The sequence below is a fragment of the Lolliginicoccus lacisalsi genome (assembly GCF_014841105.1).
Lineage (GTDB): Bacteria > Actinomycetota > Actinomycetes > Mycobacteriales > Mycobacteriaceae > Lolliginicoccus > Lolliginicoccus lacisalsi.
Genome location: NZ_JACYWE010000001.1, coordinates 159,000 through 184,662 on the forward strand (window position 1 = coordinate 159,000; position 25,663 = coordinate 184,662).

A 25,663-nucleotide genomic window follows, 5' to 3' on the forward strand; every position below is an offset into this window, starting at 1 on the left:
CCGCTAAGTTGTTTTTTCCGCCTCGCGCGCGATGCAGTAGAGATCCTTCTCCATGGCTTTGCGGGTGAGCGATGTACCCAGCCGCACCATGGCCTTGTCGGCGAGCTTGCGAAGCCCTCGCCGCTCGGGCATGCGCGCGGAGAAGCGCATCGTCACCGCCGTGCCGCCATCGCTGTCGGCAAGCTGGAACTCGGTCTCGTAGCTGACGGACCCATGCCCGGCCGCGACCACGGTGCGGTGCGGGGCCTCGACCTCGGTGACCCACATCTCCTCGGAGGCCTCCCTGCCGAGCATTTTGCGGGTCTCCCGCCAGCGCGTGCCCACCTCGTAGCCGTCGCCCGAGAGCCGCTCGATGCGCGTGATGCCGTCGAGGACATCAGCGGCGTTGTCGAGATCAGTGATGATCCGCCATACCCGGCCGACCGGCGCGTTGATATGGCGAGTGATGTCCATGCTTGACTCCATGGCCTCACGATAGCGACGGCGGGTGACAACTAGGCGGCGCACAGGTCACGGGCTCGCAAGAAGACAGCATCAAGCATCGCGGGGGCGAACACCCCTGTGCAAGATCCGTGAGTAGTGACGGTCCTGGTCATCGCTCGCACAATCAAGCATAGGATGAGAAATATGGGAAAGATCACATTCATTTCGTACGATGGCGAAGAGACCGAGGTCGACATCGTCGAGGGACAGACGCTGATGCAGCTCGCGACCAATAACGGCATCGCGGGCATTGACGGCGACTGCGGAGGCGAGGCGGCCTGCGGCACGTGTCACATCATTCTCGAAGCCGAGTGGTTCAACAAGGCCGGCGACCAGAGCGATGACGAGGCCCAGATGCTCGACCTGACACCGGAGCGCGAGGCCACGTCGCGACTTTCGTGCCAGATCAAGGCCACCGAATCGATGGACGGCATGACCGTTCGGCTCCCCGAGTTCCAGATGTAGTCCCGGCACTTCTCGAAGACATTTCCAAGGCTACAGCGAGGTAGGCAGAATGATGAACGTACTCGGTCAGGTCAAGACAAGCGTCGTCGACCCGGTGAGGAGCAGGGTCGAGCAGGTTTTCCCAATCGACGTGCTGGTCAAGGCGGCGCACGCATACAACCGCACTCGTCGCCTCGTGGACAAGAGTGAACGGTCGCCGATCTTCGTCGAGCGGCCGATCCCGGACGGCCCGGATATCGCGCTGGCCGACATCGACATGAGCAACCCGTTCCTGTACCGCCAGGGGCAGTGGGAGTCGCATTTCAAGCGACTGCGGGACGAGTCCCCGGTGCACTTCCAGGACAAGGGTCCGTTCGGCCCGTTCTGGTCGGTCACCCGCTACGAGGACATCCTCGCGATGGACAAGAACCACCAGGTGTTCTCGGCCGAGCCGTCCATCATCATCGGCAAGTTTCCCGCGGGCTTCGACATCAAGATGTTCATCGCCATGGACCCCCCGAAGCACGACGCCCAGCGTGCCGCGGTGCAAGGCGTGGTCGCTCCGAAGAACCTCAAAGAGCTGGAAGGGCTGATCCGCTCCCGCGTCCAGGAGGTGCTCGACGGGCTGCCCGTCGGCGAACCGTTCAACTGGGTGGACCGCGTCTCGATCGAGCTCACCGGCCGCATGCTCGCGACCCTGCTGGACTACCCGTACGAGCTCCGGCGGGAGCTCACGGTGATCTCCGACTTGGCTTCGGGCGTGCCGGCGGCGACGGGCGGCACGTCCGACCTCGACGAGGTGTTCACCTCCTGCATCCCGATCCTCCGCAGGGTCATGCACCTGTGGGGTGACAAGAAGGCCCGCCTCGCCGCCGGGGAGGAACCAGGCTACGACTTGATCAGCCTGTTGCTGGCCGACGAGAGCACCAAGGACATGATGGAACGTCGTCCGATGGAGTTCCTCGGCAACTTTTTGCTGCTCGTCATCGGCGGCAACGACACGACGCGCAACTCGATGAGCGGTGGCGTGTACGCGCTGAACAAGTTCCCGGACGAGTTCGCCAAGCTCAAGGCCAACCCGAAGCTGATCCCGAACATGGTGTCGGAGATAATCCGCTGGCAGACGCCTTTGGCCTACATGGCGCGCCGGGCCAAGGAAGACACCGTCGTCGGCGGCCAGCAGATCAAGAAGGGCGAGAAGCTCCTCATGTGGTATGCCTCCGGCAACCGCGACGAGCGCCACTTCGATAGCCCGGAGAAGCTGATCATCGACCGCAAGAACGCGCGCAACCACATCGCGTTCGGCTTCGGTGTGCACCGCTGCATGGGCAACCGGCTCGCCGAGCTGCAGCTGCGCATCCTCTGGGAGGAATTGCTCGAACGGTTCGACGACATCAAGGTACTCGAGGAGCCTGAGATCGTGCAGTCAACCTTCGTGCGCGGATACTCGAAGCTGATGGTCGAGCTCACCAAGAGGCAGGCCTGACATATGCGCGTGCTGATCATCGGAGCAAGCCACGCTGGGGCGCAGGTGTGCGCCAACCTGCGTCAGGACGGCTGGACTGGGGAAATCCTCGGCATCGGTGACGAGCCGGTCCTGCCCTACCACCGGCCCCCGCTCTCCAAGGCGTACCTCGCAGGCAAGACAACGCTTGACGAGCAGCTCATCCGCCCCGCGGCGTACTACGAGAAGCACGACATCACGTTCCGTGTCGCCCATGTCGATAGCATCGACCGAGAGGCTCACACCGTCACGCTGTCCGATGGCGAACAAGTCAGCTACGACAAGCTTGTGCTGTGCCTCGGTGCCCGGCCACGCAGCCTTCCCCGCGCGGGCGCAGAGCTCGCTGGTGTGCATTATCTTCGCGACGCCGCCGACACCGAGGCGATCCGTGACGAACTGCACGCCAAGGGGCTGCACGCCAGCGGACGCGTCACGATCATCGGCGCTGGCTACATCGGCTTGGAGGCGGCCGCATCGCTGCGCCAGCTCGGCGTCGAGGTCACGGTCCTGGAGAGCGCCGAGCGTGTGCTGCAGCGGGTCACGGCCCCGGAACTGTCAGAGTTCTACACACGCGTCCACCGAGAGGAAGGTGTGGACTTGCGTACCGGGGTCGCCATCTCGGGCATCGAGGGCGACGAGCACGTGCGCGGGGTGCGCCTCGCAGACGGTGAACTCGTTCCCGCCGACCTCGTGATCATCGGCATTGGTATCGTGCCCAACGTGGAGCTCGCCGAAGCTGCCGGCCTGGCAGTGGAGAACGGGGTTGTCATCGACGACCACGGGCAAACGAGCGCCCCGGACATCTTCGCAGCCGGGGACTGCGCGAGCCACTACCTCGCCCGGTACGGGCGCCAGATCCGCCTCGAGTCGGTGCCCAGCGCCGGGGAACAAGCCAAAGCAGTCGGAGCCAGGATCTGCGACAAGGAGAAGGAGATCAAGGCTCTCCCGTGGTTCTGGTCCGACCAGTACGAGCTCAAGCTACAGATCGCCGGCCTCAACGACGGCTACGACAGCATAGTGCTGCGCGGAGACCCAGCGGCTGGACGTAGTTTCGCTTGTTTCTACTTCAAGCAGGGGCAAATGATTTCCGCCGACTGCGTGAACCACCCGAAAGAGTTCGTTTTCGCGCGGCGCGTCATCGGTGATCAACTGGCAGTTGATCCGGAGAAACTGGCAGATCCGGAGAACTCGTTGAACGACTTGCTGCGCGCGGCACAGGCCGAGCGGGCCTGACGGCTGACTAGGCCGCGCACAGGTCACGAGCGCGCAGGAAGATGGTGTCGAGCATCGCGGGGGTCAGTCGGCCCGTGAACGTGTTGTGCTGGCTGGGGTGGAAGCAGCCGACCAGCGTCAACGACCGGCCGTCCGTATGATCGACAGTGATCTCCGCCCCGTGCCCGAAGCGGGGGCGCGGCCGGGGCACCTTCCATCCGTCGGCAACGAGGCGGGCGAGCAGGGCCTGCCAGCCGAAGCCTCCAAGCACCACCGCCACCCGCAGGGTGGGCGCGAGCAGCTCGAGCTCGCGGGAGAGGTATGCCCCGCACCGGTCCCGCTCGGACGGGGTGGGCTTGTTCGCCGGCGGGGCACAGTGCACCGGGGCGACGAGGCGCGCGCCATGCAGCTCGAGGCCATCGTCGGCGTCGCGCGCCCAGCCCTGGCTGGCGAGGCCCGCACGGTGCATCGACGCGAAGAGGAAATCGCCGCTCTGGTCGCCGGTGAACAGGCGCCCGGTGCGGTTGGCGCCGTGCGCGGCCGGAGCGAGGCCCACCACGGCGATGGACGCAGCGGGATCGCCGAATCCTGGCACGGCCCGCGCCCAGTAGTCCCAGTCGCGGTAGCGCGGCGGCTTGTCGCGGCCGACCTCCTCGCGCCACGCGACGAGCCGTGGGCAGGCGCGGCAGCTCGCGATGAGAGCGTCGAGCTCATCGAGGGACCGCGCTTGCTGTGCCCGATCGGGCGCGGTCCCGGGATCTCCCGCTCCCTCCGGGCCAGCGGGCGTGCTGCGCGAAGCCATGCCGTCATCGTGGCATGCCACCGTGCGGGAGGACAGCGGGAGCACTACGGTAGTGCGAGGAATCCGCGCGAACAGTCAAGCGCGGCAATCACTATGAAGGAGGCGTCCATGGGATTCGGCGACATCATGAACAAGGCAAAGAACCTCGCGCAGCAGAACCCTGACAAGGCGCGCGCGGCCATCGACAAGGTCGAGGACACCATCGACGAGAAGACCGGCAGCAAGTACGGCGATCACATCCGCAAGGGTGGGGATACCGTCGAGGGCCATCTCGGCATCTCCGAGCAGGAGGCCGCGGAGGCTGGCCAGCAGCAGGAGCAAGCCGCGGATACGCAGCAGGAGACCACGAGCGAGGGCCAGGCAGGCACCAAGCAGGCCGACAACAAGTAGGCCTTCGCCCAGCGATGATCGCGGACCGGCGGCTCCCTCCGCCAGCGCGATGGAAGCAGCGCTAAGCACCACGCCCGCACGGCGCGCGCCCCTTAGGATGGCAGCACACCCGATGCCACGGCCCCGAGGAGGGACACACCGTGCACAGGCCCATGATGCACCTCGCGAGCGTGGATAGCGCTGCCCTCCGCGATGCCACCAAGGCAGTCAAGGATGAGCTGGATGTGCCGGACGGCTACCCGCCCGGCGCGGAGGCCGAGGCTGCCGCGGCGGTGGACCGCTGCTCCGCGGAACGGCGCGACGCGACATCGATCCCGCTAGTGACGATCGACCCGCCCGGCTCCCGCGACCTCGATCAAGCCCTGGACATCGAGCGGCACCGCGGGGGCTATCGCGTGCACTACGCCATCGCCGATGTGGCCGCGCTCATCGAGCCGGGCGGGGCGCTCGACAAGGAATCGCAGCGACGCGGCGAGACCTGGTACGGCCCGGACATGCGGATCCCGCTGCATCCGGCAGTGCTATCGGAGGGGGCCGCCTCGCTCCTGCCGGGCAAGGAGCGCCTCGCGGTGCTCTGGACCATCGACCTCGACGCGGAGGGCGACCGGACATCGACGCACGTCGAGCGCGCCCGCGTGCGCAGCCGCGAGCAGCTCGATTACCAGCAAGCGCAGCATCGCATCGACAGCGGGGCACGTTCCCACGGCTCCAGGCCCGATGATCCGCTAGGCCTCCTCGCCGAGGTGGGGCGCCTGCGCCTGGAGCAGGAGCGGGCGCGAGGCGGGGTATCCCTGCCACTGCCGGACCAGACCATCCACACCGACGGCGATGCCTGGACCCTGCGGTACGGCACATCGCGCCCCGCCGAGCAGTGGAATGCACAGCTCTCGCTGCTCACGGGCATGGCCGCGGCCGAGATCATGCTCGACGGTGGAACGGGCATCCTGCGCACCCTGCCCGCCGCCGATGAGCACGCGACGCGACGAGTGCGCCGGGCCGCCCACGCGCTGGGAATCGACTGGCCCACGACCACCCCCTACCCGGAGTTCGTGCGCGGGCTCGATCCTGCCCGTCCCGAGGATGCCGCGATGCTGATCGCCTGCACGCGCTTGCTGCGCGGCGCCGGGTACGAGCCGTTCACCGCGGCCCCCCGGGACACCACCGCCCGGGTGCATTCAGCGGTGGCGAGCACCTACGCGCATGTGACCGCGCCGTTGCGCCGCCTCGTCGACCGCTACGGCGCGGAATGCTGCCTGGCCCATGCAGGCGGCCGGGAGGTGCCCGATTGGGTGCTGGAGGCGTTGCCCGACCTGCCAGGCATCATGCGTGGCTCCTCGCAGCGCGCCGCGACGTTCGGCAACGCGATGGTCGATCTCGTCGAGGCGGCGCTGCTCGCTCCCGCGGTGGGGCGCGAGTTCCCTGGTGTGGTCCTCGAGGCGAGCGACAAGGATCCACGGACCGGCACGATCATGATCCGCGAGCCCGCCATCGAGGCGCGCATCACCGCCGAGCAGGACCTCCCGGTCGGCGCCGACGTGCGGGCGCGGCTCGTCGAGGCCGATGCCATGGCGCGGCGGGTCGAGTTCGCGCTCGCCTAGCCGATCCCGCTACGCCGGGGCAGCCTCGATGATCGAGGTGGGCGCCACCGTCGGCACCACCCGCGACAGCTCGAACCCCGCAGCGCCGAGAAGATCGCGGAACTGCTGCTCGGTGCGCTCGCGGCCCGTTGCCTGCACGAGCATCTCGAGGTCCAGCCACTTGCCGAAGTGGGGGGTGTTGCCTTCCGGGAGCACCGTCTCGACGAGCAGCAGGGTCGCATCGTTGCCCATCGCATCGCGCACCGTGCGCAGGATGCGGGTGGCCGCGTCGTCATCCCAGTCGTGGATGATGCTCTTGAGCACATAGGCGTCGGCCCCGCCGGGGACGGCTTCGAAGAACGAGCCGCCGTTGATCGCGACCCGGTCGCCCACGCCCTCCTCGACGAGGAGCTCCGAGGCTCCCGCGACGACGCTGTCGAGGTCGAACAGGATGCCTTTCGCCGTGGGAGCGGCGCGCAGGATGCCGGCGAGCAGCGCGCCGTGCCCGCCGCCGATGTCGGCGATCGTGGTGAAGCGGCTGAAGTCGTAGGCCGCGACCGTGTGTGGCACGGAGATTCGCGAGACGTCGGTCATCGCACGGTTGAACACTGCCGAGAAGTCCGGATTGGCGCCGAGGAACTCGAACGCCGTCATGCCGCGGAGCATCTCGAGGCTCGGCTTGCCCGTCTGCACCGAGTACAGCAGGTGCGACCAATGCTCCCAATGCGTGGGGTCGCCGAACATGAGGACGAGCGACCGGACCGTGTCGGGGGAATCCTCGCGCAGCGTGTCCGCGAGTGGCGTCAGGCCGAATACCCCGGGGCGTGTCTCGGTGAAAATGCCGTGGGTGGCCAGTGCGCGCAGCAACCGATGCAGCGCGTCAGGATCAGCGTCGACGTGCTCGGCGATCTCGGCCACGGGCCGGGCACCGTCGATGAGCACCTCCGCGACCCCAAGGCGCGTCGCCACATAGGTGGCCTGCGCGACCCAGCTCCCAATCATCACCTCGAGCACCGAGGCGGAGGCGGGGACCATGCGTCGCGCGGTGGCGCTGAGCGCGTTGCGCACGCTCGCGACGGCGCGGATCACGCGCGCGGGAGGCAGCGCGGGCTTGCCAAGTCGGATCATGGCGTCCTCACAAGGTCAGGGGCGAGACGTCCTGCGGGCCAGAGGGTGCTGGCTTGGACTAGTGCTTAGCACGGCATGCGTGACCCACGCTACAGTTGCGCGATCCCGGAGCGGACGTTGACTGCCGCGCGAGGCGGACTGGCATCCCCGCGTCGCCCCGTGTGGGATCCTGGGGTAGCAGTTCCCCGCGCTCGGGAAGGACCCTCCACTCGTGATCGCACGCATCGCAACGGCCGCGCGCCGGCTCGTCGGCCGGTCGCTCGAACCGCTCGCCGAGCCCAGCTATGGCTTCGACCCCCGACGTCCGTGGCTGCTGACCGCGGAGGAGCGCGACAACCCCGCCGCGGACGTGGCGCCCTGGACGTCGGGAAACCAGGTGATGCCGCTGATCGACGGGCGCGACTACTTCGCGCGCCTAGCGACGACGCTCGCCGCGGCAGGCACGAACGATCTAGTGCTGTTCACCGATTGGCGTGGCGACCCCGAGCAAGTGCTCGACGAGCACGGCACCACCATCGCTGAGGCCCTCGCGGGGGCCGCTCGTCGCGGCGCGATGGTCCGAGGGCTCATGTGGCGCTCGCATCCCGAGATCATGGGCTTCACCGGCGAGCGGCACCGCGAGCTCGCTGACCTCATCACCCAGGCCGGCGGCGAGGTCGTCCTCGATCATCGTGTGCTCACCACCGGCAGCCATCACCAGAAGTTCATCGTCATCCGCTACGGCCGCGATGAGCAGCCCGATGTGGCGTTCGTCGGGGGCATCGATCTCGCGCGCTCGCGCCGCGATACCAGCGAGCATGCTGGGGATCCCCTGGCGCGCGACTTCCCTCCCGAGTACGGGCCCACGCCGCCCTGGCACGATGTGCAGGTAGAGATCCAGGGCCCCGGCGTCGCCGATGTGGAGACCGTGTTCCGGGAACGCTGGCACGATCCCGCGCTGCCCTCCCGCTTGCCGTGGCATTCCCTGCCGGACCTGCTGCACCCCCGCATCGCTTTCAATCCCGCGCCGCTGCCCGATCAGGCTCCCGCGCCGCCGCCCGCGGGCACCTGCGACGTCCAGCTGCTGCGCACGTATCCGCGGCGGCGACCGGCGTACCCGTTCGCGCCACGCGGCGAGCGGTCCATCGCCAGGGGCTATGCCAAGGCGGTGCACCGGGCCCGCTCGCTGATCTACATCGAGGACCAGTACATGTGGTCGCTCGACGTGGCCAGGGTCTTCGCGCATGCGCTGCGCGAGAATCCTGGCCTGCGCATGGTCGTCGTGGTACCCCGCTTCCTCGACGAGGATGGGGCGATCACCATCCCCTCGGCTCTGCTCGGGCACGCCCAGGCGCTCCAGGAGCTCCACGATGCCGCTGCCAGCCGCGTAGCGATCTATGACCTCGAGAACCATGCGGGCACCCCGGTCTACGTGCACGCCAAGGTGTCGGTCATCGACGATGTGTGGGCCACTGTGGGCAGCGACAACTTCAACCGGCGATCCTGGACCCACGATTCCGAGCTCACCGCGGCCATCCTCGACGAGCGGCTCGACGGGCGGGAGCCGACCGATCCCGGGGGGCTCGGCGACAACGCCCGGGTGCTCGCCCGCGAGCTGCGGCTCAAGCTTGCCGCCGAGCATCTCGACCGCTCCCCCGGCGATATCGGCGATCTCATCGATCCGAGCAGCTTCTTCGACATGATGCGGGCCCACGCGCAGGCCCTCGATGCATGGCACGCCTCGGGCAGGGTCGGCGAGCGGCCGCCGGGCCGATTGCGCGCGCATTCCCTCGACGGGGCTCCCCGCTGGCAGCGCCTCCTCGCCGCGCCGGTCTACCGCGCGGTCGTCGATCCTGATGGCCGACCGAGCCGCATGAGGCTCGCCCGCCGGTTCTGAGGCGGCCGATGCTCGGGGCAGCAGCGCGCCCACCGCCTAGGATGGCGGCATGCGAGTCCTGCTGACCGGCGCGGCCGGGTTCATCGGCGCCGCGGTGCATGCCCGCCTCGTCTCCGAGGGGCACGACGTGGTAGCGGTGGATGCGATGCTGCCGTCCGCGCACGGGCCCGCAGCCCGCGACCACATCGCCACGGACGGAGCCATCACCGTCGTCGATATGCGCGATCGCGCTGGCCTCGATGCCGTGCTGGGCGAGGTCGACGTGGTATGCCACCAGGCGGCGATCGTCGGTGCCGGGGTCGATGCCGCTGATGCGCCCGCGTTTGCTAGCCACAATGACCTCGGCACCGCCACGCTCCTGGCCGCGATGGCCGCCGCTGGGTGCGAGCGACTAGTGCTGGCCTCATCGATGGTGGTCTACGGCGAGGGCCGGTACCGATGCGCCCAGCACGGGGAGCAGGACCCCCCGTCCCGGGATCCCGCGGCGCTGCGCGACGGCACGTTCGACCTCGCCTGCCCGCGCTGCGGATCGCCGCTGGAATGGGCGCTCGTCGACGAGGACGCGCCGTTGCGCCCGCGCAGCCTGTATGCCGCGAGCAAGACCGCTCAGGAGCATTACGCGCTCGCGTGGGCGCGGGCGACCGGCGGCCAGGTGACCGCGCTGCGCTATCACAACGTGTACGGCGCCGGGATGCCCCGCGACACGCCCTACTCAGGGGTGGCGGCGATGTGGCGCTCGGCCCTCGAGGCAGGCCAGGCCCCGCGCGTGTACGAGGACGGTCGGCAGATGCGTGACTTCGTCGAGGTCCGGGATGTCGCGGAGCTCAACGCCCGGGCGGTGGCCGAGCCGCTGGGCGGGTTCACCGCCCTCAACGCCTGCTCGGGCCAGCCGGTCCGCATCGGCGAGGTCGCTACGGCCCTCGCGGCCGCTACCGGCGGTCCCCAGCCCGTGACCACGGGCCAGTTCCGGCCCGGGGACGTGCGCCACATCGTCGCCAGCCCGCGCCGGGCCGAGCAGCTCCTCGGCTTCCGCGCGGCGATCGGCCCCGAAGCAGGCCTGCGAGAGTTCGCTGTGGCGCCACTGCGCTCGGTCGACGGCCTCTCCCGGCCCAGCATCTAGGGCGGCCCCGCATCTAGGGTGGCCCAGCGTCGAGCGGCGCCCGATCACCACCTCGTCAGCACCAGATGATTGATCGCCAGCGCGATCACGGCCTGCACGATCAGCCAGCGCCGATGATGCTGCATCGGGAGCAGCGCCGGGGCCGTGCAGATCCAGATCGTGAACGGCAACCAGATGCGTTCGGTCTCGGCCTTGCTGAGCGCGCTGATCCCGGCCAGCAGGATCGCAAGGATCCCCGCCGCGACCATCACGCTCACAGCGTCGCGGGACCGCAACCGCGACAGGCGCAGCGCTCGCGGCAGGGCCGCCACGGAGGCCAGCCCGATGACGCATACCGTGGCGGCGTAGTTCGCCCACCCCCAGTAGCTGATCGGGCGGATGCTGGCGATGCCCTGGTAGTAGCGGTCCACAACGAGGTGCAAGCCCTCGAACCACCAGAACCCCGCCCAGGTGAACAATCCAGCTACTAGCAGTGCTCCGGCGAGGGCTGGCAGCAGCGGGCGAGCCGTGCGGGCGGCGAGGAGCACGGCCACCGCGAGGACGCCCATCAGCACGAGCCCGTAGTTGAGGTAGACGCCGAACCCGAGCAGGAGCCCAGCCGGGAATGCCAGCGCCCAGGCCCCGCGCCCGCGCCGGTTCGTGGCGAGCGCGAGCAAAGCGATGCCCCACGCTGCCACGCCCATGAAGTATCCGTCCGCGGAGGCCACCACCCAGATCGCGGCGGGCGCCAGCACCAGGAACGGTGCGGCCGCCCGCGCCCCGGCCTCGGAGCCAAGGGCCCGCAGTGTCACGAGGATCGCCACGATCGCGCTGCTGCCGGCCAGGAGGCTGAGCATCCCCGCCCAGGCGCCGCCACCGAGGCCGACGCGGTCGAGCACGACGTAGGAAAGGATCGCGCCGACCGGGTGGCCCGAGACGTGCGTGGTCCAGGAGTCGGGCTGCCCGTCGAGTATGCGAGCGGTGAACCCCGATACCAGGCCGCTGATGGAGTCGATGCCGGGAACCTCGTGGAGGTACTCGTGAGGATCGGTGAGGCGGTTGACCACCCCGCGCTCCCAGCCGTCGATGAGGGCCAGCGAGATCATCCACGCCGCGGCCGCTGCCCACGACGCCGCGAGCAGGAAGCCGAACCGGGCGCGCGCTGCGAACGATGGCCCCTGCCAGATCACCACGGCGGCGACGATCATCGCTAGCGCCGAGCCCGGACCATAGTGCGGCAGCCAGTCCCCGAACAGGGGCGCCACCTTCGCGAACAGGCTGCGCTGGTACTCGTCGGAGGCGAGGAACGGCACGACGATGGCCACCGCGACCAGGAGGGCGCCGGCCAGCGCGGCCACGATATCGCCACGGGCAGATTGTTGTCGGTCACGCGGCGCGACGGCTGGAGGTTCAGTCGGCATGCTTCGACGATATTGGCACGCGCCGGCGCGCCCGCGGGAACCGTCCGCGATGTCACGACATTGACATCGTTTTCCCAGGCTCCGGGGCCCGCGGGTGCCTAGGGTCTAGGCCATGAGCAATGCACCACTGCCCGGCCCTGGTGTCACGGTGGTGATCCCATGCCGCGACGAGGCCGCGTCCCTGCCGGGAGTGCTCCGCGCCATGCCACCGGGCTACCAGGTCATCGTCGTCGACAATGGATCGCGCGATGGCACCGCCGGGGTGGCGGCGCAGCTCGGAGCCACGGTGGCCCATGAGCCGCAGCCGGGCTACGGCGCCGCCGTGCACCGTGGCATCGAGGCCTCCCGCACCCCCTACACCGCCGTGCTCGACGGCGACGGCTCCATGGACCCGGGTGAGCTGCCCGCGCTGGTCGAAGCCGTGCGCTGCGGCGCGGACCTTGCCGTGGGACGGCGCCGGCCGACCAGCAACGGGGCGTGGCCCTGGCATGCCCGCGCGGGAAACGTGCTCATCGCTGCGCTCATCCGGCGGCGCCTCGGCATCGACATCCACGACATCGGCGCGATGCGCGTGGCCCGCACCCAGCCCCTGCGCGACCTCGGGATCACGGATCGACGGTTCGGCTACCCGCTCGAGCTGCTCGTCCGGGCTGCCCGCGCCGGATGGGACATCCGTGAGCTCGACATCAGCTACCGGCCCCGCACCGGCGGCGAGTCGAAGGTCTCGGGCTCGGTGGCCGGCACCACCCGAGCGGCGCGGGACTTCCTGAGGGCCCTGTCGTGACTCCACCATTCACGCTGCTCATCGTCGCCAAAGCGCCCGTGGCGGGGCTGGCGAAGACGCGCTTGCAACCCGCCTGCACGCCCGTGGAGGCGGCGGAGCTCGCTGCGGCATCCCTGCTCGATACCCTCGCGACCGCGCGGGCCACGCCTGCCCGGCGGCGCGTGATCGCGATGACCGGGGACCTCGCTGATGCCGAGCGGGGCGCCGAGATCGCCCAGGTGCTCGCGGACGGCTTCACGGTGATCGAGCAGCGCGGCCGGACATTCGCGGACCGTCTCGTCGCCGCCCACCTCGATGCCTCTGAGCTCGATGCCTGTGAGGTGGATGCCCCTGAGCTGGGCAGCACGGACCCCGGGCATGGTCCGCTGCCGATCGTCCAGATCGGCATGGACACCCCGCAGGCCACTTCCGCGCAGCTGGTCGCTATCGCGCGGCACGTGGCCAGGCCTGGCACCGCGCTCGTCGCCCCAGCGGTCGACGGCGGCTGGTGGGCGCTCGGCCTGCACGAGCCGCGGCATGCTGAGGTCCTCGCCGGGGTGCCGATGTCGGAGCCACGCACCGGGGCGGCGACGGTGGCGGCGCTGAGGCAGCGCCAGTTGCGGGTGCGCTCGGGAACGTTGCTGCGCGATGTGGACTACCCGGCCGACATCGCGATCGTCGCGCGCGCCTGCGCCCCGAGCAGCGCGTTCGCCCGCGCCGCCCGGGACCTGTCGGCGGGTGCGCGCCGATGATCACCACGTGCGGTCGCGCGGTGTGCCAGGATCGGCGGTATGGCTGATCCACAGCGCTACATCGCCGAAGACGAGACCTTGCTCTACAGCACTCGCCAGCACTGGACCGAGATGGTCGCGGAGGTGATCATCCTGGCGGTCATCTGGCTGGTAGCCGGTGCCGTGATCTGGGTGCTTCCCTCCGGGGAGCAGTGGAGCCGCATTGCCCTCTACGTCGTGATCGGGCTCGCGGTGCTCGCCTCGATCCGCTGGTGGCTGGTCCCGCTGCTGTCGTGGCGCTCGACGCTCTACATCCTCACGACCAAGCGCATCTACAAGCGCAGCGGCTTCCTCACCAAGACAGGGCGCAGCATTCCCCTGTCGCGCCTGAATGACATCTCGTTCCGCGCGACGGTGTGGGAGCGGATGATGCGCTACGGGACGCTGACGATCCAATCGGCATCGGAGCAGGGCACGATGACGCTCGCGCATGTTCCTGACCCGGAGGGCTTCAAGGCCCGGATCTATCGCGCCGCCGACGAGGCCCGCGGCTACTAGTCCGGCATCAGGTGATGGAGCCCGGCTACCTTCCCCGTGGCCGGGCTCCATGCACATCCATCGTGCGCCGCGCCAGAGCGTGGCTGCGGTACCGGTTGGCGATCGGCTACTGGTTGGCGATCGCGAGCTCGGCGAGCAGTACGTCGAGGAGCCCCAGTGGCTCGGAGAGGCTGCCGAACGCGCCCTCGAGAGCGTCGTCCTCGCCGCCCGTCTCGTCGGTGGTGGACTCGCTGATGGTGACCGTCTCGGTGGCCTCCGCGGGCGTGGTGCCGTCGTCGCAGGCGACGGTCGCGGTGTAGGTGCCGGGTAGCAGCGCGGCGGTGCGCGATACGCCATTGCCATCAACGGTGAGGCTGATGTCCTGGGCGACGATCTGCCCATCGTCATCCTCGACGGTCAGCTCGCAGGCGATATCGCCCTCGGTGCTGCTCGCGCCCTCGATCGACGCGACGATCGTGTCGCCGCTGGTGGTGATGGTGACATCGCCGGTGACGGCGGCGGAGGCGGTGGGGGCCGCGAGCGCGGCGATGCCGAGAATCCCGGCAGCGGCGGTGGCGGTGCGACATGCGAAACGAGACATAGCAATCTCCTCACTGGTTGACAACAGTCACACCGGTCACTGTAGCCCTTATGGGGGGCATCGACAGCAGAACGCCCCGCATCCTGGTCCGGGATGCGGGGCGCTGGCTCGAGGATTCGCTCGCCGCTGGTGTCAGGCCTTCTTGGCCGTACCGCGGATAGCGGGGTGCAGCTCGAACATGAAGTTCATGCCCAGGCGGACCATGAGGCCGTGCAGTGCCAGCGCGATCGCGACGACCAGGGCGGTCACGATCAGCGGCGCCACCACGGTCACCGCGAGCAGCGAGGTCACCGCGGAAGTCTTGATGAAGGCATACACCACGACCGCGATGAGCATGTCCATCATCACGTACACCGGCAGGGTGCGAGTGCCGATGCTCTGGAAGAGGTTGCCCGCCCGGGTGCCGACCAGCGCCGAGGCCACCAGCACTCCGAGCAGCAGACCGACGGTGGTGACGACCAGCTTGAGCTCGGGCATCGGGAGGACATCGAGGACCATGATCGGCACGAACACCGCGGTGTAGGCGGCCAGCGCGGCGACCAGGCGCGGCCCGTTGGCGAGATGGCTGAACCGCACGATGATCGGCTTGGCGTGGATCGCGAGGAGGAAGTACACGAAGTAGGAGCCCAGGTTGCGCCATCCGAAGCCCAGGTCGTCGAAGATGAAGTGCGAGCCGTAGGCGGAGACCGACAGCGCGATCGCGAACCCGAACTGAACCACGAGCGGCAGGCGCTGGATCGCCTTGGCAACGATCGCGAAGAGCGCGAGGCCATAGATGAACCACAGGGCGTTGCTGGGCGAGGTGAAGCCGGTGATCACCGAGCTGAGCTTGGCGTAGCCCTTGTGCGACACGTCGTCGGGGAGCAGGTTATGCACCACGAAGAACATCAGCAGCCACACGGTGTAGAGGTAGAACAGGTGCGCCACGCGGCTGCGCAGCATCGTCGCCCACGTCATCCGCAGCATCCCCTGGGCGAACAGGCCCGAGGCAACGAAGAACAGCGGCATGCGGATCGGCTGGAGGAACCCGTTGATCGTCGTCCAGAAATCCGGGGCGAGATCGTTGCGGGTCAGCATGCCGACGGCGTGGAGCAGCACGACCAGCGTGATGGTGAGGCCCTTGGCGAGATCGACCCACTCCACGCGCTGCTTGGCAGGCTTCGTGGGGGTCGGGGTGAGCTGCGCGGCGGCCGGGGCCTGTGCCACCGTTTCCGGCGTGGCCGCGGGCAGGTCGAGAAGGTGCTGGCGGTCCGCGGCAGCGATCGCCGAATCCGGTATCGAGCTCTGCGTTGGCGCGGTAGTCAGCACATCAATCTCCCAGGGTGCGGAATCGGTGGATACTGCGCCACCGACCACGTTGTTCGCAGCTTTGCGGCGCCTTTACCTTGATAAATAACGGTAAAGTAACGACAACCTGGGGGATAGATATGTGCAACCCACGTCACATGAGTGCTCGGTCACAGCGCCCCGGCCGCGGCAGCAGGTTCTCGCCGCGCGCCGGTGGCGCCGTGCGCAGCGACCTCAAGGCTCCACGACGGGAAAGTCGATCTCCGTGCCGAGGGTGTTGTTGACGATGTTCGTGAGCAGGTTCAGGCCCACATGGCCGAGCACCTCCGCGAGCTCGGCGTCCGAGGCACCAGCGGCGCGGGCCGCCTCGATCTCCTCCGCATCGACCATGCCCCGCTTCTCGTTCGCTGCTCGGGCGAAAACAAGCAGCGCCGCCGTGCGCGGATCATCCGCCTCGGCCTTGCGCGCTGCTGCGAGCTGCTCCCCCGACAATCCAGCGCCCTTCTCCCCGAGATAGGTGTGCGCCGACAAGCAATAGCCACAGCCATTGGACTGCGCGATCGTGATCGCCAGCCGCTCGCGCGTCGCTCGGGGCAGCACGCCCTTGTCCAGCGCGCCCGCGAGCCCCGCGTAGCCACGCAGCAACGCGGGGCTATGCACCATCACCCGCGCCAGGTTCGGAACAGCCCCGAACGTCTCCTTCGCGACCTGCAAGGCCTCCACCTGCTCCTCGGTCGCCTCTGAATCAGTGATCAACGGCAAAACACTCATCTCGCACTCTTCCCTTCTCCGTTCCGCCTGGCACCGGCATGCAACCGTGGTGCCGCTCGCGGCTACCGGCGCGCGATCACGCGCCATGGTGTAGACATACGAACATGCCCCGGCGTTACACAGCCCACGCCTAGCGTGCGGAAATCGCGGTGAAGTCCGTAGATGATGACAGGTGGCCCACCGACGCGGACCTGCTCGCGGGCCTGCGCGCCGGTGATACCGCCGCCTTCACAGCGCTCGTCGATGCCCTGCACGCGCCCCTCGTGCGGCTCGCCCGCGTCTACGTCACCCCCGCGCTCGCCGAGGATGCCGTGCAGGACACCTGGGTGAACGTGATCCGTGGGCTGCACCAGTTCGAGGGCCGCTCCTCGCTGAGGACCTGGGTCTACCGCATCATGCTCAATCGCGTCCGCACCCTCGCCAACCGCGAGGGGCGCCTGATCCCGTTCGCCACCGCCGGCCCCGAGGTCGATTCCCGTCCCTCCGTCGATCCCGACCACCTCGACGGTTCCGAGCATGGCGCCCACTACTGGCCCGAGGCGCCGCCCAGATGGGACTTGCTGCCCGAGCAGCACCTGATGTCCCGCGAGGTCCTCGATGTGGTCGCCAAAGCGCTCGCCACGCTGCCAGCGAGCCAGCGCGAAGTCGTCGTCATGCGCGACATCGAGGGGTGGACCAGCGCCGAGACGTGCGCATCGCTGGGAATATCCGGCGTCAACCAGCGCGTCCTCCTGCATCGAGGACGCGCCGCGATCCGCACGGCACTGGAGGTGTACCTCGCGTGAACCACCACAGCGACACCACGCCCGATGGACCTGACCCGTTCGTCGACAATGCACTGCGGATCAGCTGCGCCGATGCCATCGAGCTCGTCACCGGCTACCTCGACAGCAGCCTCGACGACGCCGACCTCCAGGCCTTCGAGGAGCACACCAGCCGGTGCGAAGCCTGCCAGGTGTACATCGACCAGGTGCGCCGCACCATCCGCATCACCGCAGCGGGGCGCGACACGAGCGTCGAGGTGCGCCCGCGCGACTTCCCCACCCTGCTAGAGCTGTTCGCCCAGCAGCATCCTCGCACCAGCAATGAACCGACTGGCAAGGATCAGGATGGCGCCACTCCCTGAAGTTTCGTGCTCTGATGTTTCGGAGTTTGGGGCCTCAGGGTTTGGGGCCCGGCCTCGTTCGCGGCCGCGAGCAGGTGCGCCGCCAGCTCGTCGGGGCAGGCCAGCGCCGGCATGTGCCCCGACGGTACTACGACAGGCTCGATGCCCAGCCGCTCCTGGCACACGCGCCGCTGAAACGGTAGCGGGAACAGGCGGTCATCCCGGCCCACGATGACCATCGTGCGCTCGGCCGGCCACTCGGGACCCGCCCAAGCAGTGGTGAAGGGCGTGCCCGACTGGTCACGGAAGTGCGCGATGCCTACCTCGACGATACGCGGCTCCACGTCGTGCAAGAACGTCTCGATGGAATCCATCGGCGCTTGCGGGTCGCGCCCCTGCTCCTGCGCGAATGCCTTCTGCGCCTCCTCCTGCTCCGTCGCTGCCCACCATTGCCCGCCGGTCTCCCCCGGCGCCGGGATCATCGGAGCCACGAGCACCAGCGCCGAGCCGGTCAACTGCTCGCATGCCAGCACCGCGGTGAACGCGCCCATCGAGTGCCCCACCACGACCACCGGTTCCACGACCTCGTCGGGAAGGGAGGCCAGAGCGGCCCGCGCATACTCCTCGAAGCCCGCGGAATCATCCGCGCACGGCAGGTCCGGCGCATGCACCTGATGGCCGGCGGCGACGAGCAGCGGGGCCACCCGGTGCCAGTCCCAGGAGTCGGACCCCGCGCCGTGGATCAGAAGGAACGTTGCCATGGCCCTCACGGTAGCGTGAGGGTGTGACGCTTTCCGTCGATCGCGCGCTCGAAACCATCGCCCGCCACCGGCCCGAGCCTGTCGATGCTCCCGGCATGCAGGCCGCGACCGCGCTGATCGTGACCCGCGAGCAGGATCCGCGCGCGCTGTTCATCCGCCGGGCGCAGCGCGACGGGGATCGCTGGTCCGGCCATGCCGCGCTGCCCGGTGGCAAGGTCTCCCCCGCCGACGCCGACCGGATCGCCACTGCACGCCGCGAGGCCCACGAGGAGACCGGCGTCACCGGTCTCGCCACCATCGGCGCGCTCGACGACATCAAGGGCTGGTTCCGCACCGGCGTCGTCACGCCCGTCGTGTTCACCATCCCCGAGCCGCCGCCGCTCATCCTCGAACCAAGCGAGGTGGCCGACGCCGACTGGATACCTCTCGAGATGCTGGCCGACCGGGCCGCCCGCACCCGCCACCCGTATCCCCGCCTCGGCCCGTGGAAGGCGTGGACGGTGCCGTTCGGCGAGACGGGCGAGCCACTGATCATCTGGGGGCTGACCTACCGCATCCTGCGGCGGTTCCTCGACCTCTGCCGCTAGGGGGCGCGCCGGTCGTGGGCCGGTCCACTCCAATCGTGAAGATCTGGCCACCTGCCACGTGGCTGATTCTTCACGATCGGCGGCGTCGCGCATCAGGAGAGGCTGCCGAAGTCGATGCACAAGAATCCGGTGCAGTCCGGCTCGGGAGCGGTGTAGGTGATCACCCCGCTGGGGACGTCGGTGGTCTGGGCGAGGCCAGTTGTGTCACCGAGCGCGGAACCACCTCCGCCCCCACCGCCGCTTCCGGGCATATTGGATGCTCCTCCACCACCACCGCCGTGGACCCCGGCACCGCCACCGCCACCGCCCTGGAAAATGTCCGTCCCTCCGGTTCCGCCGACACCGAGGGCGCCCATGGCGCCGTTGGCGAGACCACCCGCACCACCTGCGACAAGTGTGCCCGCGCCTCCTCCTAGCCCTGGTTGGCCATTAAGTGCATCGTCGCCGCTGACTCCCGCGTTGCCGCCGAGCCCACCTGAACCGCCACCGCCTGCACCGCCGCCGCCAGCGGCGACGACGAGCCGGGTGGAGAGATCACCGGCGACGGTTCGCACATCGGAAGCGCCACCACCACCACCACCGTTGATGCCATCGCCACCACCGTTCGCGCCGCCAGCCCCGTCGGCCGAGCCGTTGGCGCCGTTGCCGCCGACGAGCACGAACAGGGTGCCGGTGAGCCCGTTCAAGGTGCTGCTCGCCGTCCCGCCGCGTCCGCCGATACGGACGCCGACGTTGCCGTTTCCACCGTGTCCGCCGATAGCCACGACATCCAGACTGTCCACACCGTCAGGAACGATGAACTCGTGCTGGCCAGCGGTGAGGTACGTGCATGTCACTTCCGCACCGGTCTGCATGCACTCCGCGGGAAGCGCGGCGGACGCGGTCGCAGGCATGACGAGCGCGGGCACGGCAAGCACGAAAACTGCTCCTGCTCCAACGCTAGCCCACCGCCATGGCGAGACAGCGCGTCGTTGATCGGGTGCCGCCTGTTGTCGCATCATGTGGGGCCTGCTTCCTGTGAGCAAATGAGCCTCGTCCGGCTCCATGAATGTGCTCGACGCTAGTTCTAGCCGCGCGGAGGCACGCGGCGTTTGTCGCGAGCGAGACGGACCCGTGATTGTTGTACGGCTGTCCGCGTCATTCCGAATTCGTGGAGGTGTGATCGTGCAGTGCCAAGCCCGGGAGCATCAGTCGGTGCGGGCGCGAGCGCGCCGATCAGGGCCGCGCCGGCAGGACCGGTACGGTTGGAGGCATGGGCCCACATTCCAACACCTCCTGGCAGGATCCCTGGGACAACAACGACTACGACGACGATGACGCGCCTCGCCGCACCGGACCCCGCTGGACCACCATCGTCGCGTGGATCGCTATCGCCGCTATGGTGCTCGTGCCCATGATGTCGCTGTTCAACCTGTACCAGGCCGTTCCGCTGCTGGTGATCCTCAGCGCTGCCATCCTCGGTGGCATCTTCTACTTGGTCAGCACCCGCGGCGGCGAGCTGATCACCCGCATCAACGACAAGCTCGGCAAGAAGTAGCGCCCTCGCCGCTAGCGACCGCGATCGTGAAGATCTGGCCACGCGGGACGTAGCTGATTTTTCACGATCGGCAGCGCCCCGGTTCGATCGGCGGCGCGCAGCTAGCGCTGCTCCAGCCTCGCCTCCACCCGCGCGACCTTGCCCTCGATCTCGCCGTGATGACCGGGCCTGATGTCGGCCTTGAGGACGAGGGACACCCGCGGCCCGAACTCGCCCACGGCATCGCAGGCCTGCTTGACGACGGCCATGCACTCGTCCCACTCGCCTTCGATGGTGGTGAACATCGCGTCGGTGCGGCTGGGCAGGCCGGACTCGCGGACCACCTTGACGGCGGCGGCGACAGCGTCGGACATCGAATCATCTGGGGCGCCACCGGAGGGCGCGACGGAGAAGGCGATCAGCATCCTTCCACGGTATTCCAGCCGCGCGCCCAAGACACGCGCCCAAGACACGCGCCCAAGCCATTAGCCAGGCCCCCGGCACGCCAGTGAGCCCCGGTTCCGCGAGGGAACCGGGGCTCATGGGACCGGTGCTAGACCGGCTCTACCTGGATCAGGCGGCGACGAGCTCGCGATCCGTGGTGCTGGCGAGCTGTGCCTGCTCGGCCTTCGTCTTGCGGCTGTCGGGCAGCGCCAGGCGGAAGATCTTCTTGTAGACCGATCCGAACTGGCCGAGGAACGAGCCCGTGTTGTACGGCAGGCCGTACTTGGCGCAGACTTCCTGGACCTTGGGCGACATCTCGGCGTAGCGGTGCGCCGGGACGTCGGGGAACAGGTGGTGCTCGATCTGGAAGCTCAGGTTGCCGGACATGATGTGCATGAGGCGGCCACCGTGGAAGTTGGCGGAGCCGAGGATCTGGCGGTAGTACCACGCGCCCTTCGACTCGTTCTCGGTCTCCTCGATCGAGAACTCCTGCACGTTGGCGGGGAAGTGACCGTTGAAGATGACCGCGGACGACCAGACGTTGCGGATGAAGTTGGCCGCGACGTTGCCGGCGAAGGTGACGGGGAAGAACGGGCCGGAGAGCGCCGGGAAGATCAGGTAGTCCTTGAGCGCCTGCTTGCGTCCCTTGTCGAGCGCGCGGCCGAAGCTCTCGCGGGCCTCGGCGAAGGACTTCTCGCCACGGATGACCTTCTCGGACTCCGCTTCCTGGAGGGCGGTGCCCCACTGGAAGAACGACTGCAGCAGGATCGCGAAGACCGGGTTGAGCAGCCAGATCGGGTGCCACGGGGTCTCTTCGGTCATGCGCATGACGCCGTAGCCGCTGGCGTCGTGGTCCTTGCCGACGATGTTGGTGTACGTGTGGTGGACGTAGTTGTGGGTGTAGCGCCAGCTGTCAGCCGAGATGGTGTTGTCCCACTCGAAGTTCTTCGAGGTCAGCTCGGGGTCCTGCATCCAGTCGTACTGGCCGTGCATGACGTTGTGGCCGATCTCCATGTTGTCGAGGATCTTGGCCGCGCTGAGCGAGGCAACGCCGGCGAGCCAGAATGGCGGGATGATGCCGGCCCACAGGAAGCCACGGCCCGCGACCTCGAGCTTGCGCTGGACGTCGATGATGCCGCGGATGTAGTCGGCGTCGCGCTGGCCGAGGTCAGCGACGACCTCCTGGCGGATGGCGTCGAGGTCCTTGCCGAGTGTTTCGATCTGGTCCGTGGTGAGGTCTGGATGGGTAGTAATCATGATTAGTCTCCCTAGCTGTTGGATCTTGAATTGATTAGAGGTTGACGCTGACGTCGCCGCAGGGCGCCGTCACGCAGATCTGGATGTCCTTGTCCTCTTCGGAGTCGATCTCGCCGGTCATGACATTGCGAGTCGTTCCGAAGTCCTTGCGCTTGGTGCACGAGAAGCAGATGCCCATCCGGCAGCCGTACTCCGGCGTGAGCCCCGCCTCCTCGGCCTGCTCGAGGATGCTGCGGCCGTTGTTGGTGACCTTCTTGTCCGCGAAGGTGAAGGAAAGGTCGCCCTCGACGTCATCGGAGGGGACGGTGCGGACCGGGGCCGCGAACTGCTCGAGGTGGAGCTGGTCGTCGAGGCCGTCCTCGGCGTAGACCTTGCGCACCGCATCCATTAGGGGCAGCGGTCCGCAGAGGAACGTCTCCGCGTCGTGGAAGTACGGCTCCGCGGCTTCGAGGTGCTCGCGGTTGAAGTACCCGTGCAGGTCTCCACCGGTCTCTTGCTCGGTGTACGCCCGCACGATCTTCACGGTCGGGTACTGCTCCTTGAGCTCGTCGAGCTCGCGGCGGTAGATGATGTCGTTCTCGGTGAACGCGTAGTGCAGGAATGTGATCTTGCCGTTGTAGGCCTTGTCGCACAGCGTCCGCAGCATCGACATCACCGGGGTGATGCCGGAGCCGCCGCTGATCAGCAGGATGCGTCGCGGGTGCGGCAGCGGGACGAAGAACTCGCCCTGTGCCGGCGAGAGGGTGACGATCATCCCGGGCTTGGCGTTGTCACGCAGGTACGGCGAGACGAGGCCGTTGGGGTCCACCTTGATGGTGAGCTCGATGCGACCGTCGCGGCGGAACTGCGAGTCGGCGGGCGAGTAGCAGCGGGTGCGGCGAATGCCGTCGATGTCGACGGAGAGGCGCACGAACTGCCCTGCTCGGAAGCCCTTCCAGTTCGCGTTGGGCCGCAGGGTCAGCGTCACGCTATCGCTGGTCTTGCGATCAACCGCGGTGACCTCGGCGCGGACGTCGGTGAGCGACCACGCGGGGTCGATCATGCTGACGTAGCGGTCCACGCTATGGGGGCTGGCCATGGCTCGGGCGATCGACGATCCCAGAACACGTCGTCCTGGTCGTGATGACGTCACCACACTCATTGCTGTACGCATCTACACTCCTAGGGCTCGTGACGTGTACTGGGCCGGTTGACCCGATGCACTCAGAGTACATGTGTGCACTCAAATGTCGATGGTTCGGGCGGTGTGTTCCCGGACACGTGGCAACAAGCACCAACGCGGGTCGGGGAGCCAGTGAACGGCCGTTGCCGCATGGCGAAATTCGCGCGCAGGGCGAGCGATAGCTGGTCAACCGCGGGAAAGCGCGCGCCGGAGGGCATGGTCGCCGACCACACGATGGGGTTCCGATCCCGAGGCGTGGCATCATTCCCCTGACCCTGGAAAGCTGCTTGCGCCGGATACTCCTCGGCCGCAACCGTCACGACTCGCGATCGGAGCGCCTGTGCTCAGAAACCTGCTGGCGAGCAAGAAGCCCTCCCCGGACGACATCCTGGCCTTGCAGCGCGCGCGGCTCGCCGACGCTGTCTGCCACGCGCGCGCCCATTCGCCACTGTTCGCCGAGCTCTACCGGGACCTGCCCGATACCGTCACGGACCCGGGGTTGCTGCCGATCACCACCAAGCCTGGGCTGATGGCCGACTTCGACCGATGGACCACCGACCGCGCGATCACCCGCGAGCGGGTCGAGGACTTCCTGGCCCATCCCGAACTGGCCGGCACCCGCTTCCTCGGCAAGTACCTCGTCACGACGACATCGGGCACCACGGGACGGCGCGGGTTGTTCGTCCTCTCGCCGGACGAGCTGCGTGCCGTATCCGGCCCCGCGTATCGCATCAGCACGCTGGGACTGCTGATGCCACCGGTGCGCACGGCCCGGCTGCTCGCCAAGCGCTTCCGCACGGCAACGATCATGGTGTCGATCGGGCATCACGCCATGAACTCCCTGTGGACCCAGGCGCACGGCACGGGCAGCAAGCGGCACCAGCGGTTCTCCTCGATGCAGCCACTGCCCGAGCTCGTCGCGCGGCTCAATGCGTTCGACCCGGCGACGCTGACCGGAACATCAGGGGTGGTGGCGCTGCTCGCCGGGGAGAAGGCCGCCGGACGCCTACAGATCGCACCGGCCATCGTCATGATCTCCGGGGAAACGCTGTCGGAGGAGGAACGCGCCTTGATCACCAGCGAGTTCGGCGCACGCGTGATCGACATGTATGCGGCGAACGAGGCGCTGAGACTGAGCACGAGCTGTGCCCACGGCTGGCATCACGTCTTCACCGACTGGGTGATCTTCGAGCCGGTCGAGGAGGACTACTCCCCCACGCCGGTCGGCCGCCTGTCGCACTCGGTCCTGATCAGCGTGCTGTATCGCAGGACGCAGCCGCTGCTGCGGTACGAGCTCGGCGATTCGGTGCAGCAACGACCTGATCCGTGCCCCTGCGGCAGCCCCTTCCCGGCGTTCAAGGTGCACGGGCGCACGGCCGATGTGCTGCGCGACGGCGACGGCAACCCGGTGGCGATCGCGCAGCTCCTGCTGCTTGCCCTCACGAAGCGGGTGGAGGGCATCCGGCAGCTCCAGCTCGTGCAGTCGGATGCGAGCACGCTGCGGCTGCGAATGCTCCCGGCCGACGGCACGAGCCTCGACGAGCTGTGGCCCCGAGCGCGCGACGAATTCGAGAGCCTGCTCGCCGAGCACGACCTGTCCAGGTTCGCGGTCGAGCGAGCCGACGAGCCACCGCGGATGAGCCCGGGAGGCAAGTTCCGGACGTTCGTACCGATCGATGCCTGACCACGAGCGCCCCACCCTGTTCAACCATGACGCGCAGCACTGCTACAGCGGCATGGCCGCTGAGTACCAGATCCAGGAGTCGCTCACCGCGTCGGCGTTCCTGAACGTGCCGTGACCGAGCAAGGCCTGCGGCTGCTCGAGGTGAAGAACGCGCGATACAACAGCGCCAGCTACCCCGCCGCGATCGCTCGCGTCCTCGGTGCACATCGATGGACTGCCCTGCACTGCACATGCCGACCCGGTCCCGGACAGTCCGCCCGCTCACCCGTGCGCTCGGCGAGCTGAAGTACGACCCGCGCCACCGGGCGGGAGTGGTGCTGGTCAACTGGGGGCCGGTAATCGTGGGCGAGATCGGGGTGCTGCTGATCAGCGATGACGCGGACCTGGCAGCGCTAGGAGCCGAGGTCGCCGCGGAGATCAGCTAGCCAAGCGGTTCCCGAATTGTTACTCAATGAATCTATTGGTTCGCATGGGGCCTATGGTTCTGCTGTGCCAGAGTTCGAGCACATCCTTCCCGCTGG

General features: G+C 68.3%; 29 protein-coding genes. 17 read left to right on the forward strand and 12 right to left on the reverse strand.

Annotation, left to right across the window (positions count from 1 at the left end):
- Positions 1-3 precede the first annotated feature (3 nt).
- Positions 4-465, reverse strand: a complete 462-nt coding sequence (locus tag HT102_RS00730; protein WP_225443042.1) for an SRPBCC family protein — start codon at positions 463-465, stop codon at positions 4-6.
- Between the two features lie 162 nt (positions 466-627).
- On the opposite strand from HT102_RS00730, the gene HT102_RS00735 reads away from it, so the two are divergent.
- Genes HT102_RS00735 through HT102_RS00745 form a run of 3 tightly spaced genes read left to right on the forward strand, consistent with a single transcriptional unit; the run spans position 628 to position 3,664 of the window.
- The gene (locus HT102_RS00735; protein ID WP_192037505.1) at positions 628-948 is read left to right on the forward strand and encodes a 2Fe-2S iron-sulfur cluster-binding protein; all 321 of its coding nucleotides are present in this window, start codon (positions 628-630) and stop codon (positions 946-948) included.
- A gap of 52 nt (positions 949-1,000) precedes the next feature.
- Positions 1,001-2,413, forward strand: a complete 1,413-nt coding sequence (locus tag HT102_RS00740; protein ID WP_192037982.1) for a cytochrome P450 — start codon at positions 1,001-1,003, stop codon at positions 2,411-2,413.
- A 3-nt stretch (positions 2,414-2,416) separates the two neighbouring features.
- Complete coding sequence (locus tag HT102_RS00745) at positions 2,417-3,664, forward strand: NAD(P)/FAD-dependent oxidoreductase (protein ID WP_192037506.1); 1,248 nt, start codon at positions 2,417-2,419, stop codon at positions 3,662-3,664.
- A 7-nt stretch (positions 3,665-3,671) separates the two neighbouring features.
- Here HT102_RS00745 and HT102_RS00750 read toward each other — a convergent pair whose 3' ends face one another.
- Positions 3,672-4,445: a uracil-DNA glycosylase gene (locus HT102_RS00750; RefSeq protein ID WP_192037507.1), complete on the reverse strand. Its 774-nt coding sequence runs from the start codon at positions 4,443-4,445 to the stop codon at positions 3,672-3,674.
- A gap of 108 nt (positions 4,446-4,553) precedes the next feature.
- Between HT102_RS00750 and HT102_RS00755 the strand changes: the two genes are divergently transcribed.
- Together HT102_RS00755 and HT102_RS00760 are read left to right on the forward strand one after the other, a co-directional pair.
- The gene (locus HT102_RS00755) at positions 4,554-4,835 is read left to right on the forward strand and encodes an antitoxin (RefSeq protein WP_192037508.1); all 282 of its coding nucleotides are present in this window, start codon (positions 4,554-4,556) and stop codon (positions 4,833-4,835) included.
- Between the two features lie 140 nt (positions 4,836-4,975).
- Positions 4,976-6,433 (forward strand): RNB domain-containing ribonuclease, encoded by a 1,458-nt coding sequence (locus HT102_RS00760; protein WP_333473215.1) that lies wholly within the window; start codon positions 4,976-4,978, stop codon positions 6,431-6,433.
- 9 nt (positions 6,434-6,442) lie between these two features.
- Here the strand turns inward: HT102_RS00760 and HT102_RS00765 are convergent, their stop codons facing one another.
- Complete coding sequence (locus tag HT102_RS00765; RefSeq protein WP_192037509.1) at positions 6,443-7,540, reverse strand: methyltransferase; 1,098 nt, start codon at positions 7,538-7,540, stop codon at positions 6,443-6,445.
- Between the two features lie 211 nt (positions 7,541-7,751).
- On the opposite strand from HT102_RS00765, the gene HT102_RS00770 reads away from it, so the two are divergent.
- Both HT102_RS00770 and HT102_RS00775 read left to right on the forward strand, forming a co-directional pair.
- Positions 7,752-9,416 (forward strand): phospholipase D-like domain-containing protein, encoded by a 1,665-nt coding sequence (locus tag HT102_RS00770; RefSeq protein WP_333473216.1) that lies wholly within the window; start codon positions 7,752-7,754, stop codon positions 9,414-9,416.
- A gap of 49 nt (positions 9,417-9,465) precedes the next feature.
- Positions 9,466-10,536, forward strand: a complete 1,071-nt coding sequence (locus HT102_RS00775) for an NAD-dependent epimerase/dehydratase family protein (protein ID WP_192037510.1) — start codon at positions 9,466-9,468, stop codon at positions 10,534-10,536.
- 44 nt (positions 10,537-10,580) lie between these two features.
- On the opposite strand, the gene HT102_RS00780 is transcribed toward HT102_RS00775, so the two are convergent.
- Positions 10,581-11,936 (reverse strand): hypothetical protein, encoded by a 1,356-nt coding sequence (locus tag HT102_RS00780; protein ID WP_192037511.1) that lies wholly within the window; start codon positions 11,934-11,936, stop codon positions 10,581-10,583.
- A gap of 112 nt (positions 11,937-12,048) precedes the next feature.
- Here HT102_RS00780 and HT102_RS00785 point away from each other — a divergent pair, with 112 nt between their 5' ends.
- From HT102_RS00785 to HT102_RS00795, 3 genes are read left to right on the forward strand one after another with little or no spacing between them, the layout of a single operon-like run.
- Positions 12,049-12,720, forward strand: coding sequence for a glycosyltransferase family 2 protein (locus HT102_RS00785; RefSeq protein ID WP_192037512.1), 672 nt, complete (start codon positions 12,049-12,051; stop codon positions 12,718-12,720).
- Entirely contained in the window at positions 12,717-13,451 is a 735-nt protein-coding gene (locus tag HT102_RS00790; RefSeq protein WP_192037513.1) for a TIGR04282 family arsenosugar biosynthesis glycosyltransferase, read from the forward strand. The genes HT102_RS00785 and HT102_RS00790 overlap by 4 nt, the downstream gene beginning before the upstream one ends.
- A gap of 39 nt (positions 13,452-13,490) precedes the next feature.
- On the forward strand, positions 13,491-13,988 hold the full coding sequence (locus tag HT102_RS00795) for a PH domain-containing protein (protein ID WP_225443043.1): 498 nt from the start codon (positions 13,491-13,493) through the stop codon (positions 13,986-13,988).
- Positions 13,989-14,094: 106 nt separating this feature from the next.
- Here the strand turns inward: HT102_RS00795 and HT102_RS00800 are convergent, their stop codons facing one another.
- The 3 genes from HT102_RS00800 to HT102_RS00810 all read right to left on the reverse strand — a co-directional run bounded on the left by HT102_RS00800 (position 14,095) and on the right by HT102_RS00810 (position 16,626).
- The gene (locus tag HT102_RS00800; protein ID WP_192037514.1) at positions 14,095-14,568 is read right to left on the reverse strand and encodes a hypothetical protein; all 474 of its coding nucleotides are present in this window, start codon (positions 14,566-14,568) and stop codon (positions 14,095-14,097) included.
- Between the two features lie 132 nt (positions 14,569-14,700).
- Complete coding sequence (locus HT102_RS00805) at positions 14,701-15,876, reverse strand: acyltransferase family protein (RefSeq protein ID WP_333473217.1); 1,176 nt, start codon at positions 15,874-15,876, stop codon at positions 14,701-14,703.
- A gap of 213 nt (positions 15,877-16,089) precedes the next feature.
- Entirely contained in the window at positions 16,090-16,626 is a 537-nt protein-coding gene (locus HT102_RS00810) for a carboxymuconolactone decarboxylase family protein (RefSeq protein ID WP_192037515.1), read from the reverse strand.
- Between the two features lie 149 nt (positions 16,627-16,775).
- On the opposite strand from HT102_RS00810, the gene HT102_RS00815 reads away from it, so the two are divergent.
- Positions 16,776-17,411 carry an RNA polymerase sigma factor gene (locus HT102_RS00815; protein WP_333473218.1) on the forward strand — a complete coding sequence of 212 codons (636 nt, stop codon included), beginning with the start codon at positions 16,776-16,778 and terminating at the stop codon, positions 17,409-17,411.
- A complete protein-coding gene (locus HT102_RS00820) occupies positions 17,408-17,752 on the forward strand; it encodes an anti-sigma factor family protein (protein WP_192037516.1) in 345 nt (114 codons plus the stop codon). The genes HT102_RS00815 and HT102_RS00820 overlap by 4 nt, the downstream gene beginning before the upstream one ends.
- Here HT102_RS00820 and HT102_RS00825 read toward each other — a convergent pair.
- Entirely contained in the window at positions 17,731-18,492 is a 762-nt protein-coding gene (locus HT102_RS00825) for an alpha/beta fold hydrolase (protein ID WP_192037517.1), read from the reverse strand. The genes HT102_RS00820 and HT102_RS00825 overlap by 22 nt on opposite strands.
- Positions 18,493-18,515: 23 nt before the next feature.
- Here HT102_RS00825 and HT102_RS00830 point away from each other — a divergent pair, with 23 nt between their 5' ends.
- Positions 18,516-19,079 (forward strand): NUDIX hydrolase, encoded by a 564-nt coding sequence (locus tag HT102_RS00830; RefSeq protein WP_192037518.1) that lies wholly within the window; start codon positions 18,516-18,518, stop codon positions 19,077-19,079.
- 92 nt (positions 19,080-19,171) lie between these two features.
- On the opposite strand, the gene HT102_RS00835 is transcribed toward HT102_RS00830, so the two are convergent.
- Positions 19,172-19,996 carry a hypothetical protein gene (locus HT102_RS00835; RefSeq protein ID WP_333473219.1) on the reverse strand — a complete coding sequence of 275 codons (825 nt, stop codon included), beginning with the start codon at positions 19,994-19,996 and terminating at the stop codon, positions 19,172-19,174.
- Positions 19,997-20,331: 335 nt separating this feature from the next.
- On the opposite strand from HT102_RS00835, the gene HT102_RS00840 reads away from it, so the two are divergent.
- Positions 20,332-20,616 (forward strand): hypothetical protein, encoded by a 285-nt coding sequence (locus HT102_RS00840; RefSeq protein WP_192037519.1) that lies wholly within the window; start codon positions 20,332-20,334, stop codon positions 20,614-20,616.
- Between the two features lie 101 nt (positions 20,617-20,717).
- On the opposite strand, the gene HT102_RS00845 is transcribed toward HT102_RS00840, so the two are convergent.
- The 3 genes from HT102_RS00845 to HT102_RS00855 form a co-directional block, all read right to left on the reverse strand.
- A complete protein-coding gene (locus tag HT102_RS00845; protein ID WP_192037520.1) occupies positions 20,718-21,020 on the reverse strand; it encodes a thiamine-binding protein in 303 nt (100 codons plus the stop codon).
- A gap of 148 nt (positions 21,021-21,168) precedes the next feature.
- Positions 21,169-22,296 carry a fatty acid desaturase family protein gene (locus HT102_RS00850; protein WP_192037521.1) on the reverse strand — a complete coding sequence of 376 codons (1,128 nt, stop codon included), beginning with the start codon at positions 22,294-22,296 and terminating at the stop codon, positions 21,169-21,171.
- A gap of 34 nt (positions 22,297-22,330) precedes the next feature.
- Positions 22,331-23,437 (reverse strand): ferredoxin reductase, encoded by a 1,107-nt coding sequence (locus HT102_RS00855; RefSeq protein WP_192037989.1) that lies wholly within the window; start codon positions 23,435-23,437, stop codon positions 22,331-22,333.
- A gap of 361 nt (positions 23,438-23,798) precedes the next feature.
- On the opposite strand from HT102_RS00855, the gene HT102_RS00860 reads away from it, so the two are divergent.
- From HT102_RS00860 to HT102_RS00865, 3 genes are all read left to right on the forward strand, one after another.
- A complete protein-coding gene (locus HT102_RS00860) occupies positions 23,799-25,142 on the forward strand; it encodes a phenylacetate--CoA ligase family protein (RefSeq protein WP_192037522.1) in 1,344 nt (447 codons plus the stop codon).
- Positions 25,135-25,257 carry a hypothetical protein gene (locus HT102_RS16095; protein WP_269902734.1) on the forward strand — a complete coding sequence of 41 codons (123 nt, stop codon included), beginning with the start codon at positions 25,135-25,137 and terminating at the stop codon, positions 25,255-25,257. Before HT102_RS00860 ends, HT102_RS16095 begins: the two co-directional genes overlap by 8 nt.
- Positions 25,258-25,351: 94 nt before the next feature.
- Positions 25,352-25,567 (forward strand): hypothetical protein, encoded by a 216-nt coding sequence (locus tag HT102_RS00865; protein ID WP_192037523.1) that lies wholly within the window; start codon positions 25,352-25,354, stop codon positions 25,565-25,567.
- The last annotated feature ends 96 nt before the right edge of the window (positions 25,568-25,663 follow it).